We start from the raw sequence: 14,594 nt of genomic DNA, 5'->3' as shown, positions 1-14,594 counted from the left end.
CAATCAGTCAAGAAATCATCATGAACCAAGGAACGTTATATATTGTTTCTGCACCGAGTGGAGCAGGCAAATCAAGCCTTATTCAGGCTTTATTAAATACCCAGCCCTTGTATGACACTCAGGTTTCTGTTTCGCATACAACGCGACAAGCTCGCCCAGGCGAAAATCATGGTGAACACTATTTTTTCGTCACAGTGGATGAATTTCAAAATATGATCAACCATGATGAATTTTTGGAATATGCCTGTGTTTTTGGTAACTATTACGGCACATCCCGAAAAGTCATTGAAGATACACTCGCCAGTGGCGTTGATGTTTTTCTTGATATTGACTGGCAAGGTGCACAGCAAATCCGCCAGAAAATGCCAACAGCTCGCAGCATTTTCATTCTTCCACCTTCTAAGGAAGAGTTGCTCCGTCGCCTGCGTGGGCGCGGTCAGGACAGCGAAGAAATCATTGCCAAACGAATGGCTCAGGCTGTCGCGGAGATGGAACATTACAACGAATATGATTACGTCATCATCAATGACGATTTCAATACGGCATTGGCCGATTTACAATCTATTATTCGTTCAGAGCGTCTACGATTAGATCGTCAGACCCAGCGGCATGATGCCTTAATCAGCAAATTATTGGCAGACTGAACCAAGTTTCAGTATTATGCCCAGTCATTTATTTATCTGTGGAGTAGCACTCATATGGCACGCGTAACTGTTCAAGACGCAGTAGAAAAAATTGGTAACCGTTTTGACCTGGTGTTGGTCGCTGCTCGCCGAGCACGCCAATTGCAAGTAGGTGGCAAAGATCCCCTCGTTCCAGAAGAAAACGATAAGATGACTGTTATTGCCCTGCGTGAAATCGAGCAAGGTCTTATCAACAACAAAATTCTCGATGTTCGTGAACGTCAGGAACAGCAAGAACAAGAAGCCGCAGAAATCAAAGCCGTTTCTGCCATCGCTGAAGGTCGTCGTTAATTTTACGGTAGGTCTGCCTTGTACCTGTTTGAAAGCCTGAATCAGATAGTTCTGAAATATTTGCCTGAAGATCAAATTGATCTGCTTAAACAGGCCTATGTGGTTGCGCGGGATGCCCACGAAGGGCAAACCCGTTCCAGCGGTGAGCCGTACATCACTCACCCTGTTGCCGTTTCCTGTATTTTGGCTGAAATGCGCCTTGACCATGAAACACTTATGGCAGCACTGTTGCACGATGTCATTGAAGATACTCCTGCAACATTTCAGGATATAGAACAGTTATTTGGCACGGCCGTTGCCGGATTGGTGGAAGGTGTATCCAAGCTGGATAAGCTGAACTTCCGTGATAAAAAGGAAGCACAAGCTGAAAATTTCCGCAAAATGATCATGGCGATGGTGCAGGATATCCGCGTCATTTTGATCAAACTGGCAGACCGTACACACAATATGCGTACCCTTGGCTCACTGCGCCCCGATAAACGGCGACGCATTGCCAGGGAAACGCTGGAAATTTATAGTCCGCTGGCTCATCGTCTGGGTATTCATCACCTAAAAACGGAGCTGGAGGAACTTGGGTTTGAAGCCCTGTATCCAAACCGTTACCGCGTGATCAAAGAGGTTGTGAAAGCCGCCCGCGGTAATCGTAAAGAGATGATCCAGAAAATTCTGTCGGAGATTGAAGGCAGGTTAACGGATGCCGGCATCCCCTGTACAGTCAGTGGCCGCGAAAAACATCTCTACTCAATCTATCGTAAGATGCGCCTGAAAGAACAGCGTTTCCATTCCATCATGGATATTTACGCTTTTCGTGTCATCGTCAATAATCTTGATACCTGCTACCGCGTATTGGGGCAAATGCACAGTTTGTACAAGCCACGCCCTGGCAGAGTGAAAGATTATATTGCCATTCCCAAAGCCAACGGCTATCAATCCCTTCATACCTCCCTGATAGGCCCGCATGGGGTGCCCGTCGAAGTTCAGATCCGTACCGAAGATATGGATCAAATGGCGGAAATGGGGGTTGCCGCACACTGGGCCTATAAAGAACAAGGGGAATCCGGTACGACTGCGCAGGTTCGTGCCCAACGTTGGATGCAGAGCCTGTTAGAACTCCAACAAAGTGCCGGCAGCTCTTTTGAATTTATTGAAAGTGTTAAATCTGATTTGTTCCCTGATGAGATTTACGTTTTTACCCCTGAAGGACGAATTGTTGAGTTACCGGCGGGCGCGACTCCTGTCGATTTTGCCTATGCCGTCCATACCGATATCGGTCACGCCTGTGTTGGTGCACGCGTTGATCGTCTGCCTTATCCTCTCTCACAAACGCTTAACAGTGGGCAAACTGTCGAAATTATTACTGCGCCAGGAGCACGTCCTAATGCTGCATGGCTGAACTTTGTCGTTAGTTCCAAAGCGCGAGCCAAGATCCGCCAGTTATTGAAAAACCTGAAACGGGATGATTCCATCAGTTTGGGACGCCGTTTACTTAATCATGCACTCGGTAACGGCACGAAAATTGCCGATATTCCGCAAGAAAATATCAACAAAGAGCTGGCAAGAATGAAGCTCGTTACTTTGGATGATTTATTAGCGGAAATCGGATTGGGTAATGCCATGAGCGTGGTTGTCGCCCGCAACTTATTATTGGGCTCACCAGAGAAAGTACCGAACAATAACGGCAATCCTTCCCGTAAACTTCCTATCAAGGGCGCTGACGGCATCTTGATTACCTTTGCCAAATGTTGTCGCCCAATTCCAGGCGACCCGATTATTGCCCATATCAGCCCAGGAAAAGGTTTAGTCATCCACCACGAATCCTGTCGCAATATCCGTGGATATCAGAAAGAGCCGGAAAAATTCATGCCAGTTGAGTGGGATAAAGATATTAATAGCGATTTTATTGCTGAAATTAAAGTCGATATGTTTAACCACCAAGGAGCGCTGGCAAATCTGACTGCTGCCATTAACGATGTCAACTCCAGTATTCAAAGCATGAATACAGAGGAAAAAGATGGTCGCGTCTATTGTGCTTTCATCAGGCTGACGACCAAAGACCGCATCCAGCTAGCGAATATCATGCGTAAGATACGTATCATGCCAGATGTGATGCGAGTCAGCCGTAACCGAAACTAGAGGTTATGAATCCAAAACGTTACGCACGCATTTGCCAGATGATGGCAATGCGTCAACCTGACCTGACAATCTGTTTAGAAGAAGTTCACAAACCCCATAACGTATCCGCCGTTATTCGTACCCATTAGCAAGGAAATAAATCACACTGACGGAGAAATCGTATGAAAGGCCAACTACTTGATGCCATACCCTTAACCACGTTGCGTGGTGTTGGAGACAATCAGGTCACTAAGCTCGCTAAGTTAGGGTTGGTCAATCTACAGGATCTGCTTTTTCATTTGCCTCTTCGTTATGAGGATCAAACCCGCCTGTATACCATTAATGAATTACTGCCCGGCACTTATGCTACGGTAACAGGTGAAATACTACGTACCAATGTGGCATTTGGGCGTCGGCGTATTATGACCTGTCAAATCAGTGATGGCACAGGTATATTGACCCTGCGTTTCTTCAATTTTACTGCCGCTATGAAAAATAATCTGGCCGCAGGAAAGCACGTTGTTGCTTATGGGGAAATTCGGCGCGGCAATCAAGGGCCGGAGATTATCCATCCTGAATATAAAGTCCAGCAACACGCCAACCGCATCCAACAGCAAGAGACGTTAACGCCCATCTATCCCACAACCGAAGGAGTGCGTCAGGCAACGCTGCGCAAGTTAATCGATCAGGCATTGGAAATATTAGATACCTGCGCCATTCATGAATTGCTGCCGGAAGAATTCAGCCAGAAGATCATTAGCCTGCCCGACGCACTGCGTACATTGCACCATCCTCCGCCGGATACTTCTCTGGCCGATTTGGAAAATGGCCGGCATCCAGCCCAGCGAAGGTTGATTCTGGAAGAATTACTGGCTCATCATTTAAGTATGCTGGCGGTCAGGGCTGGAACCCAGCGCTTTCATGCTTCCCCCTTAACGGCAGATGATTCGCTAAAGCAGAAACTTCTGAGCCAGTTACCATTCTCACCCACAGGCGCACAATCCCGTGTCGTTGCAGAAATAGAACATGATTTGGCAAAAAATGTTCCCATGATGCGTCTGATACAAGGAGATGTCGGTTCGGGAAAAACATTGGTGGCAGCACTGGCAGCCGCCCGTGCCATTGTTCATGGCAAGCAAGTGGCTTTGATGGCACCAACTGAACTTTTGGCAGAGCAACATGCCAATACCTTCCGTCAATGGCTTGAACCGCTCGGTATTCAGGTCGGTTGGTTGGCTGGTAAACAGAAAGGCAAGGCGCGGCAGGCACAGCAAGAGGCGATAGCAAGTGGTCAAGTGGGCATGGTTGTCGGTACTCATGCCATGTTTCAGGAGCAGGTAAAATTTGCCGGATTAGCGCTGGTTATCATTGATGAGCAACATCGATTCGGTGTTCATCAACGTCTGGCCCTATGGGAAAAAGGGCGTGAACAAGGCTTTCATCCCCACCAATTGATCATGACTGCGACTCCTATTCCACGCACATTGGCAATGACCGCCTACGCCGATCTGGATACGTCTATCATTGATGAATTGCCACCGGGACGAACACCAGTCACAACGGTCGCCATCCCAGATACTCGCCGAAACGACATTATCCAACGTATCAAAAGTGCCTGTCTGGATGAAGGCCGTCAGGCTTACTGGGTATGTACCCTGATCGAAGATTCTGAGTTACTGGAAGCACAAGCAGCACAGGCAACTAGCGAAGAACTGACACTGGCATTGCCTGAATTGAAAATTGGCTTAGTGCATGGACGAATGAAACCGGCAGAAAAACAAGCCATTATGGAGGCTTTCAAACAGGGTGAGATACAACTGCTGGTTGCTACTACAGTCATCGAAGTTGGGGTAGATGTGCCCAATGCCAGCCTGATGATCATCGATAATCCTGAACGGCTAGGGTTAGCCCAGTTGCACCAGCTTCGAGGTCGTGTTGGACGTGGAGCCATTGCTTCTCACTGTGTCCTGCTCTATAAAACTCCACTGACCAATACAGCCAAAATCCGCCTGCAAGTTTTACGGGACAGTAATGATGGTTTTGTGATTGCCCAGAAAGATTTGGAGATCCGCGGGCCAGGTGAATTACTGGGTACACGCCAAACGGGCAATGCAGAATTTAGGATCGCGGATTTATTACGGGATCAAAGTATGCTGTCTGAAGTTCAACGTATCGCCCGCTATATCCACCAGCGCTACCCTGAACATGCCAAAGCGCTGATTGAACGCTGGTTGCCGGAGCGTTCTCAATATAGCCATGCTTAAAACCAAGATGCCGCTGAGTTTTTCAGCGGCATATTTCACCAAGATATTGGGCGAAGCAAAAGTAAATTAATTTAACCTGCTACAGATGGGAATATCGGTAATAACAGATACAATTTGATAACGGCAGCGTTGACGATATCAATAAAGAATGCACCCACCATAGGTACGAGTAAGAATGCCACATGTGATGGCCCAAAACGATCAGTGATAGCTTGCATATTCGCGATGGCTGTTGGTGTTGCACCTAAGCCAAAACCACAGTGACCGGCTGATAATACTGCCGCGTCGAAATTCTTGCCCATGATACGGTAAGTGACGAAAATAGCATATAAAGCCATAACCACTGCCTGCACGGCAAGGATAATCAGCATTGGCAGCGCAAGGGAAGCCAATTGCCACAGTTTCAGACTCATCAAGGCCATTGCCAGGAACAACGATAAACTCACGTTACCCAAGACCGAAACCGCCCTGTCAAAGACCCGATAAAAACCAAGCAGAGATAAGCCGTTACTAAGAATGACACCAACAAACAGGACACATACAAACGTCGGCAATTCAAAGGCCGTGCCTTGTAGCAATTTCTCAATAAACTTACCCGCCAATAAGCAAATGGAAACCATAGCAATAGTTTCCACCATCACTAATGGCGTAATAAGCCGACCAGTATAAGGTTTCTCAAATGCCGTCGGCAGCTCGGTATCCTCAGCCCCCAATCCTGGGGTTTGGGTATTTTTCGCCAACATGCGGGCGACCGGACCACCAATCAGGCCACCTAAAACCAGACCGAATGTTGCACATGCCATTGCCACTTCCGTTGCATTTTCAAAGCCATAGCGCTCAGTGAATACCTTACCCCAAGCACCGCCTGTTCCATGACCACCAGATAGTGTAATCGAGCCTGCCAGCAATCCCATTAATGGATCAAGGCCAAGCATTTTCGCCAATGCGATACCTACGGTGTTCTGTACAAATAACAGGCCAACAACCACGAAGACAAAAATGACCAAAGATTTTCCGCCGGCTTTCAGGCTGGCAAGATTAGCGTTCAAGCCGATTGTGGCAAAGAACATCAACATGAGAGGCTCTTGGAGAGATAAATCAAAACTGACTTCCCAACCTATAGATTGTTTAACTGCCAGCAGAACTAACGCAACCAATAATCCACCCGCGACAGGTTCAGGAATAGTATATTTTTCAAGGAATGGGACTGATTGTACGAGTTTTCTTCCTAGTAGCAAAACAAGTGTGGCAGCAACGAGCGTGCCATAAATATCTAGATGATACATTTATGTACCTCATCCATTGTTAGTGTTATGTAAAATTAATACGACGTTATAATCATCCTATAAAAACGCCAAGAGCAGGTAAGGGTTGGATTAGAAAGAAAATTACTCATAAACACAAGTTAAAACATTTAAAAATGTGACGAATTTAAGCTGCATTTGATAATGAAAACTTTACGCAAACGATTGCTTTACTGTTGAGAATCATTAAAATGCGCTTTTTGTCTATCTGGAATTTCACAACATGGTCAATTTACCCCGTGAATCCAATTCATCAGAAGTTCCCAATAACTCAAACAATGAACTTATCTATCGTCTGGAAGATAAGCCACCGTTCCCACATGCTCTATTTGCTGCCTGCCAACATTTACTGGCTATGTTTGTGGCTGTTATTACGCCAGCAATGCTGATTTGCCAGGCTCTGGGGCTTCCAGAGCAGGATACCCAACGCATTATCAGTATGTCCCTGTTTGCCTCAGGTGTGGCATCACTTATTCAAATTCGCTCTTGGGGACCTGTTGGTTCTGGGTTGCTTTCAATTCAGGGCACCAGTTTTAATTTCGTTGCCCCGCTGATTATGGGTGGCCTGGCGTTGAAAAATGGCGGTGTAGATATTCCCACTATGATGGCTACTCTGTTCGGGACACTGATGCTCGCCTCCATGACGGAAGTGCTGCTTTCGCGAGTGTTGCATTTAGCAAGACGGATCATTACACCTCTGGTATCCGGTATCGTGGTGATGATTATTGGTCTGTCATTAATTCAAGTAGGATTAACCTCGATTGGAGGCGGTTATGCTGCAATTCAAAATGGCACATTTGGCGCACATGAAAACTTGCTGCTTGCAGGAACGGTTCTTGCCGTCATCGTGTTACTGAATCGCCAAAATAACCCTTATTTACGTGTTGCTTCTCTGGTCATTGCTATGGCAATGGGTTATCTGCTGGCCTGGTATATGGATATGTTGCCCGTATCAACACCAAAAGAAGATGCACCAATCATCATTATCCCAGCTCCACTCTATTATGGTTTGTCTTTTGACTGGAATCTGTTGATCCCACTGATTTTGATTTTTATGGTGACATCACTGGAAACGATTGGCGATATCACTGCTACCTCAGATGTCTCCGAGCAACCTGTCAGCGGGCCACTTTACATGAAGCGTGTTAAGGGCGGTGTACTGGCAAATGGCCTCAATTCTATGGTATCAGCCGTGTTCAATACATTTCCAAACTCCTGTTTTGGTCAGAACAATGGGGTGATCCAGCTAACCGGTGTTGCCAGTCGCTATGTCGGTTACATGATTGCTTTAATGTTAATTCTATTGGGGCTGTTTCCCGCTGTGGCTGGTTTTGTACAACATATTCCTGAGCCGGTTCTGGGAGGGGCGACAATTGTGATGTTTGGTACTATCGCCGCATCTGGTATCAGAATTGTTTCTCGTGAGCCTTTGAATCGACGTTCTATTATGATTATTGCACTGTCTCTGGCCGTGGGATTAGGAGTCTCTCAACAACCACTGATTTTACAGTTTGCCCCTGATTGGGTGAAAAACTTACTCTCTTCAGGTATTGCCGCAGGTGGGTTAACTGCCATTCTGCTTAACCTGATTTTTCCTCAGGAAAAATAGTTGGCAGATTTTTTGTATGATACTTTTCTCCCGCCTTAGCCGCGGGAGTTTTCTTTTTTTAGCTAAATCATCTATTGAGTGCTTCTCTATTTTACGGCATAAAAGGGCTTCTATTGGAAGGTCACACTGTTGAGGTGAAATAATGAGGTGGTTAGGGAAGTTTTTTGTCACTCTTTTAGTGTTACTAATTTTGGCAACCATAGTTATCTATGTTGTTGTCCAGACGCATTGGGGCGCTAAACAGTTAAGCCAATGGCTCAGCAAACAAGGACATTATCAAGTCAGTATTGAAAGCATCAGCCACAGTTGGCAGCAACCTGCTACCTTAACGTTTAACCATGTTGATATTCGGGACAAACAAAGTCCTTTCTCTCTCAACGCCAATACCATTAATCTCGATTTTAAATGGCAGCATTTACTGTCCCCCAAAAATCTCCATCGTTTGACTTTGCAACAAGGGACGCTGCTACTGTTTGAAAATCAATTTCCCCCTCTTTTACAAGCGGATATCTTACAACTGAACCAGATGAATATTCAGCTAGAAAGGCCCAACACACATATTCAGGGGGAGAATATTACAGGCGGCATTACACCCTGGGCTCCTGCTATGGGCAACCCATTTGGTAATGGAAAATATCAATTCAGTGCCAGTACGATCCGTTTAAATGACATATCTGTTGAAAATGCCGTTGTGCAGGGCAGTTACCTAAATAAAGCCCTGACTATCGACTCTTTTGGCGCAACATTTCTGCGAGGTGCAATTTCTGGTGATGGTCAGCAATTACCGGACGGCAGTTGGCACTGGAATAATATCCTGCTCAGTGACATTCGCTGGCAAACACCGATGACTCTGGGCGACTTAAAAGAAAAAATCCGCCATCTGCCAGCTACTTATGTTAAAGATCTCAATATCACTAATGCCAAACTGCAAGGGAAAAACTGGTCTGTTGATTATCTGGATAGCACCATCAAAAACTTAGGGTTAGTCAACGGCAGTTGGAGCACCGAAGATGGATTGATGGATTTTAACGCGATGAACATGACGTTGGATAATGCTCAGTTTAGCGACACGCTTGGAAAATTCCGTTTTTCTGGTGATATCTTTACCATCGCAAGCCTGACAACCCATTATCAAAAAGGGTTGTTCAATATCCAGTCTCAATGGGATCGCAAAAATCGGCTCCTTACCCTCAAAGAAAGTTCTGTAACAGGGCTGCTTTATGCTTTGCCACCAACATGGCTCAACTATTTCAAACAACCTGCACCAGAATGGATTTCAGAAGTAAAACTCAATGATATTACTATCAATAATACTCTGCTGATTGATACCAATCCCAACTTCCCGTTCCAGCTCACCACTCTTGCAGCCCATATTAACAACATGGATATTTTGAAAAATGGCAAGTGGGGATTGTGGAATGGTCAGGCATCACTGCAAGCTGCTGCGGGAACTTTTAACAAAATCGAAATAACCCGTCCTTATCTGCAATTACATGCTAAAGACGGCAAAGTCACCATTGATAAATTGAATGGCTTTACACGTGAAGGGCTGTTGCAAATGACTGGCTCGGCGGAACAACAAACTGCTCATATTCCTTTTAACCTAAACTTCAAAGGCATGAATGCGGATTTGAACATCTTGCCACAATGGGGTTGGATACCACTTAAGATTCAGGGAGAAGGAAATTTCTCACTCGCTATCACAGGAGATCTCTCCGCTGACGATGTGAAGGGAACGATAAACGGGACATTGGTTGCTGAAGATAAATCATCAGACAAAGAGTCACAATCTGTTGAGCAAGGTTTGATCTCAACGAACCGCTGTACCCCAAAAGCACCCTCTTCCGTAGATAACCCTGAAGCTGAGAACTCAACAACTGGCCATTCTACGGAGAGCCAAATCTGCGCAAAAATCAAGCTTTAGTAAAACGTTCGGGAGGCAGGACGATATAAGTACCGGTGAACACGCTACCTACACCATGTTCGCCGCTAACCTGCACTTCTACTTTGACGCGCGCTTTATTACCGCGGGCAAGGCGAGCAAGGTCTCCGCTCATATTATTGAAATCCGCGGTTGCACAGGGGCGCCCTGTAACCGGTTGTCGATAACGAATATTGGCATCCACTAAAATGATATCTCCCCCTAACTGGCGCTCCTGTAACAACAACCAAATCAGTCCCCATGCGGTTAACGTGGCCTGAGAAAATAAGCTACCGGCGAAAATAGTATGATGTGGATTCTGGTTTCCGGCTTCAGGCATCGTTGTGATAAAACGCTGGCCGGTATATTGGGTGATCCTCAATCCCATCTTTTCACTCAAAGGGATCTGCTTATGCCATGCCTGCTGCAACTCTGCACACCAATCAGGGCGGTGCAAGATATCATCAAGGCTTATTATCGGTTTTATCATGAGGAAATGGCTAATCGGCGACGCCTTAGCACCATTGATCAAACCACGATTTTGAAAACCCAACTTGTCGAAGAAATCAACCGCGTCTTCCCGTGCGCTGCAAACAATGCGTTTCACACCTTCCTGTCTGGCTACCGATTCCAATGCCATCGCAATCAGTGTACCCAATCCTTTTCGCTGCACATGGGGATGAACAGCCAGGAAACGAATGGCTCCTTCATTATCCGCATTAATATATAAGCGCCCAACAGCCAGCGGATTACCCAGTTCATCCACCACCATTTGATGGTGTGCCATCGAATCGTAACCATCTTTCTCGGATCCGCTGGGCTGGTGAAGTGGTTTCCGCAACATTTCCCAACGAAATTGGTAATAGGTTTCCAACTCTTGTTCTGTTTGAGGGACTCTCAGATGATACATAGAAACAGCTCCTTCTCTTGTGTGTGCTATGTGTAGCCAGAGAAACACATCATACTTGCAACCAAAAAGTCACAGGCCCGTCATTTGTCAAACTGACTTTCATGTCTGCCGCAAATTTCCCCGTTTCTGTTTTTACACCAGTAACACGGCTCTGTTCAACAAAATAGCGATAAAGTTCCTCTGCTTTTTGTGGTTCAGCGCCACCAGAAAAGCTGGGTCTTAAACCTTTTTGCGTGTCCGCAGCCAGTGTAAATTGCGATACCACCAGCAAACTACCGCCAGCCTGCTGAACGTTAAGGTTCATTTTTCCCTGCTCATCGCTGAATACCCGATACCCCATTACCTTGTCGCATAAACGTTGTGCTTTTTGTGGGGTATCATCTTTTTCAACTCCCAGCAACACCAGCAACCCCTGCCCAATTTCTCCGATTGTTTCACCTTCAACAACAACCTTTGCCTGTGTTACACGCTGAATTAATGCGATCATTTCTCTTGCCTGTTATTCCATTGCTATAAGCAAACGAGGTTAATTTTTTGAGGGAAGCGAGAAATCATGTGACTTAAAGTAATCAGGGATCACACTCCTGTCAGCCACATGAATTGCATCAATGCCTGATTTTTTTGCTGCTTCAACGTTTTCTAAAAGATCATCAAAAAATATGGCTTGCTCCGCTGCCATACTTTCTGCGGCAAGCACATAGTTAAAAATATCAGGATTGGGTTTACGCATCCCCAATTCGTGGGATAGGTAAAGGAAATCCGCTGATACTGTAATCTCAGGATAATGCACTGAGCAGTAATCAATATGCAGACGATTTGTATTTGACAGCACAACCACACGATGCCCTTGGGCACGCAATTTATTCATTAACTCAATAACTTCCTGCCTGACATCAATAAAAATGGCGTTCCAGCCTTCAGCAAATTGTGCAAAACTGAGTGAGATCTCCATTTCATCACACATCCTTTCTGCAAATTCAGTATCACTAATTTGCCCACATTCATGTTTTTCAGCCAATTCCCTCAGCGAAAATTTTGAGGTTAATGTTGCCAGTGGTGTCCCACTCAGATTACTCCAGACAGCCAGCACTCTTTTAAAATCAATATCAATAATCACGTTACCCAAATCGAAAATATACAGCATACTTCCTCCTGACTGACGCTCATGGTGTGGTACTTTTATCATAATTTTGTTAAGAAAAAAGGCTGAAAAGATAAAAAAACAAGCAAGTTGTTCTTTTGATAAATTATCTTATGCATTATCGTTGTAGTGCTGATTAGCTGTTCTGGCTGATAATCAGGAATGGATAACAAAAAGGACTGGAAGGAATATGCTAAAAAAACTCAGGGCACCTAAATGCCCTAAGCTATTCATATTTAAGCTGTCATAGACAATGCGTAACGCAGAAATTAAACTTCTTTGCTACGATTTGCACGACGGCGATCATTTTCAGTCAAATGACGCTTACGCAAGCGAATTGACACTGGAGTCACTTCAACCAACTCGTCGTCATCAATGAATTCCAACGCTTGTTCCAATGTTTTCTTGATATGTGGAGACAGTGTTGTCGCTTCATCTGTACCTGATGCACGCACGTTAGTCAGTTTCTTACCTGTCAGACAGTTTACGGTCAGGTCATTTGAACGTGAGTGAATACCAATAATCTGGCCTTCATACACTTCAGTACCATGACCCAGGAACAATTTACCACGCTCCTGCAAGCCATACAGCGCGTAAGCAACTGCCTTGCCTTGTCCATTGGAAATCAACACACCATTTTGGCGACGGCCAATCTCACCCGGGCGAATGTCATCATAGTGGCTGAATGTTGCATACAACAAACCAGTACCCGAAGTCATGGTCATGAATTCAGTACGGAAGCCAATCAAACCACGGCTAGGAATGACGTAATCAAGACGAACGCGACCTTTGCCATCTGGCAGCATGTCACGCATTTCACCTTTACGCTCACCCAATGCCTGCATCACATCACCTTGATGCTGTTCTTCGATATCCAAAGTGACCTGCTCGAAAGGCTCCTGCTTACGACCATCCATTTCACGGAAAATCACTTTTGGACGGGAAACTCCCATTTCGAAACCTTCACGGCGCATGTTTTCGATCAGAACGGACAAGTGCAGCTCACCACGGCCTGATACACGGAATGCGTCTGGATCTTCAGTCTCTTCAACACGCAGTGCAACGTTATGAACCAGTTCTTTTTTCAGACGATCCAAGATCTGGCGAGAAGTCACATACTTACCTTCACGACCACAGAACGGTGAAGTATTGACACAGAAGTACATGCTTACAGTCGGCTCATCAACGGCCAATGCTGGCAACGCTTCAACCGCATTGACTTCACACAGGGTATCAGAGATGTTCAGCTCACCCAGACCGGTAATGGCGATGATATCACCAGCTTCCGCTTTATCAGACTCAATACGCTCCAAGCCCAGATGGCTAAAGACCTTACCCACTTTACCGTTGCGAGTTTTACCTTCGCTGTCGATGATAGTGATGTTTTGGTTCGGTTTTACCATACCACGCTTAATGCGGCCGATACCGATAACCCCAACGTAGTTGTTGTAATCCAACTGCGAAATTTGCATCTGGAATGGGCCGTCAAGGTCAACCTTAGGCGGTTCAACATGCTCAACGATTGCCTGATACAGCGGAGTCATGTCTTCAGCCATCTCGGTATGATCGTTACCAGCAACCCCCATCAGTGCAGAAGCATAAATGATTGGGAAATCTAACTGCTCATCGGTTGCACCGAGATTCACGAACAAGTCAAATACTTGATCCACAACCCAGTCAGGGCGAGCGCCAGGACGGTCAACTTTGTTGATCACCACAATAGGCTTCAGGCCGTGAGCAAACGCTTTTTGGGTTACAAAGCGAGTCTGTGGCATTGGGCCATCCATCGCATCAACCAGCAGCAGGACACTGTCTACCATTGACATTACACGTTCAACTTCACCACCAAAATCGGCATGGCCTGGGGTGTCTACGATATTGATACGATAGTCATTCCATTTGATGGCAGTGTTCTTTGCAAGGATGGTAATACCACGCTCTTTTTCCAGATCATTGGAATCCATCACACGCTCAGTTGTTGCAGCACGCTCCCCAAAGGTACCGGACTGTTGCAGGAGTTTATCAACCAGCGTGGTTTTGCCATGGTCGACGTGAGCGATGATGGCGATATTTCTTAAGTTATTAATTGACAAGTATTTTTACCGTTTTAGCTATTTGAGGACATATTACATGCATGCAGCGTGGCAGAACGCCGCTACAACATCTAACGCAAAAATGCTGCTATTTTACACGTTATGGCTACAGAGTGAAATAAATGTGAGATGTATCACCTTAGAAGGTGGTATTGAATCGTCACAATTGAGCAATATATTTATCGGCACCCCAGTTGGCGCCCTGAATAGCACTATAATAGTGCAATGGTGGGGTCATCATTCACTATTTTAGTGCAAAAATATCG

11 protein-coding genes and 1 pseudogene are annotated in these 14,594 nt (G+C 45.7%); 7 read left to right on the top strand and 5 right to left on the bottom strand.

From position 1 onward, the window contains the following. Positions 1-20: 20 nt before the first annotated feature. The 5 genes and pseudogenes from gmk (at position 21) to recG (ending at position 5,350) form a co-directional block, all read left to right on the top strand. Positions 21-644: a guanylate kinase gene (gene gmk / locus Xish_RS08885; protein ID WP_099117562.1), complete on the top strand. Its 624-nt coding sequence runs from the start codon at positions 21-23 to the stop codon at positions 642-644. 54 nt (positions 645-698) lie between these two features. After that, positions 699-974, top strand: a complete 276-nt coding sequence (gene rpoZ / locus Xish_RS08880; RefSeq protein ID WP_074020086.1) for a DNA-directed RNA polymerase subunit omega — start codon at positions 699-701, stop codon at positions 972-974. A gap of 18 nt (positions 975-992) precedes the next feature. Next, positions 993-3,107 (top strand): bifunctional GTP diphosphokinase/guanosine-3',5'-bis pyrophosphate 3'-pyrophosphohydrolase, encoded by a 2,115-nt coding sequence (gene spoT, locus Xish_RS08875; protein ID WP_099117561.1) that lies wholly within the window; start codon positions 993-995, stop codon positions 3,105-3,107. A 5-nt stretch (positions 3,108-3,112) separates the two neighbouring features. Further along, positions 3,113-3,229: pseudogene (locus Xish_RS08870) on the top strand (tRNA (guanosine(18)-2'-O)-methyltransferase TrmH); the annotation flags it as partial. A 39-nt stretch (positions 3,230-3,268) separates the two neighbouring features. Further along, positions 3,269-5,350: an ATP-dependent DNA helicase RecG gene (recG, locus tag Xish_RS08865; RefSeq protein ID WP_099117560.1), complete on the top strand. Its 2,082-nt coding sequence runs from the start codon at positions 3,269-3,271 to the stop codon at positions 5,348-5,350. 71 nt (positions 5,351-5,421) lie between these two features. Here the strand turns inward: recG and gltS are convergent, their stop codons facing one another. Continuing rightward, complete coding sequence (gene gltS / locus Xish_RS08860) at positions 5,422-6,636, bottom strand: sodium/glutamate symporter (protein WP_099117559.1); 1,215 nt, start codon at positions 6,634-6,636, stop codon at positions 5,422-5,424. 241 nt (positions 6,637-6,877) lie between these two features. Between gltS and Xish_RS08855 the strand changes: the two genes are divergently transcribed. Both Xish_RS08855 and Xish_RS08850 read left to right on the top strand, forming a co-directional pair. Further along, positions 6,878-8,263, top strand: a complete 1,386-nt coding sequence (locus Xish_RS08855; RefSeq protein ID WP_099117558.1) for a nucleobase:cation symporter-2 family protein — start codon at positions 6,878-6,880, stop codon at positions 8,261-8,263. A 142-nt stretch (positions 8,264-8,405) separates the two neighbouring features. After that, positions 8,406-10,187, top strand: a complete 1,782-nt coding sequence (locus Xish_RS08850; RefSeq protein WP_099117557.1) for an AsmA family protein — start codon at positions 8,406-8,408, stop codon at positions 10,185-10,187. Here the strand turns inward: Xish_RS08850 and fabY are convergent. From fabY to typA, 4 genes are all read right to left on the bottom strand, one after another. Then, positions 10,177-11,094, bottom strand: coding sequence for a fatty acid biosynthesis protein FabY (gene fabY / locus Xish_RS08845; protein WP_099117556.1), 918 nt, complete (start codon positions 11,092-11,094; stop codon positions 10,177-10,179). The two genes, Xish_RS08850 and fabY, sit on opposite strands and share 11 nt — an antisense overlap. Before the next feature lie 49 nt (positions 11,095-11,143). After that, complete coding sequence (gene dtd, locus Xish_RS08840) at positions 11,144-11,581, bottom strand: D-aminoacyl-tRNA deacylase (protein ID WP_099117555.1); 438 nt, start codon at positions 11,579-11,581, stop codon at positions 11,144-11,146. 39 nt (positions 11,582-11,620) lie between these two features. Continuing rightward, complete coding sequence (gene yihX, locus Xish_RS08835) at positions 11,621-12,238, bottom strand: glucose-1-phosphatase (protein WP_099117554.1); 618 nt, start codon at positions 12,236-12,238, stop codon at positions 11,621-11,623. 266 nt (positions 12,239-12,504) lie between these two features. Next, complete coding sequence (gene typA, locus Xish_RS08830; protein WP_099117553.1) at positions 12,505-14,328, bottom strand: ribosome-dependent GTPase TypA; 1,824 nt, start codon at positions 14,326-14,328, stop codon at positions 12,505-12,507. Positions 14,329-14,594 lie beyond the last annotated feature (266 nt).

Source organism: Xenorhabdus ishibashii (assembly GCF_002632755.1).
GTDB lineage: Bacteria > Pseudomonadota > Gammaproteobacteria > Enterobacterales > Enterobacteriaceae > Xenorhabdus > Xenorhabdus ishibashii.
Note: the sequence above shows the minus strand (reverse complement) of the source record. Positions and strands in the feature narration are given on the sequence as shown.

Excerpts from the sequence above, each read along its gene's own strand:
- gmk (WP_099117562.1), top strand. The coding sequence starts at position 21 with ATGAACCAAGGAACGTTATATATTGTTTCTGCACCGAGTGGAGCAGGC.
- gltS (WP_099117559.1), bottom strand. The coding sequence starts at position 6,636 with ATGTATCATCTAGATATTTATGGCACGCTCGTTGCTGCCACACTTGTT.
- fabY (WP_099117556.1), bottom strand. The coding sequence starts at position 11,094 with ATGTATCATCTGAGAGTCCCTCAAACAGAACAAGAGTTGGAAACCTAT.
- rpoZ (WP_074020086.1), top strand. The coding sequence starts at position 699 with ATGGCACGCGTAACTGTTCAAGACGCAGTAGAAAAAATTGGTAACCGT.
- recG (WP_099117560.1), top strand. The coding sequence starts at position 3,269 with ATGAAAGGCCAACTACTTGATGCCATACCCTTAACCACGTTGCGTGGT.
- dtd (WP_099117555.1), bottom strand. The coding sequence starts at position 11,581 with ATGATCGCATTAATTCAGCGTGTAACACAGGCAAAGGTTGTTGTTGAA.
- Xish_RS08850 (WP_099117557.1), top strand. The coding sequence starts at position 8,406 with ATGAGGTGGTTAGGGAAGTTTTTTGTCACTCTTTTAGTGTTACTAATT.
- yihX (WP_099117554.1), bottom strand. The coding sequence starts at position 12,238 with ATGCTGTATATTTTCGATTTGGGTAACGTGATTATTGATATTGATTTT.
- Xish_RS08855 (WP_099117558.1), top strand. The coding sequence starts at position 6,878 with ATGGTCAATTTACCCCGTGAATCCAATTCATCAGAAGTTCCCAATAAC.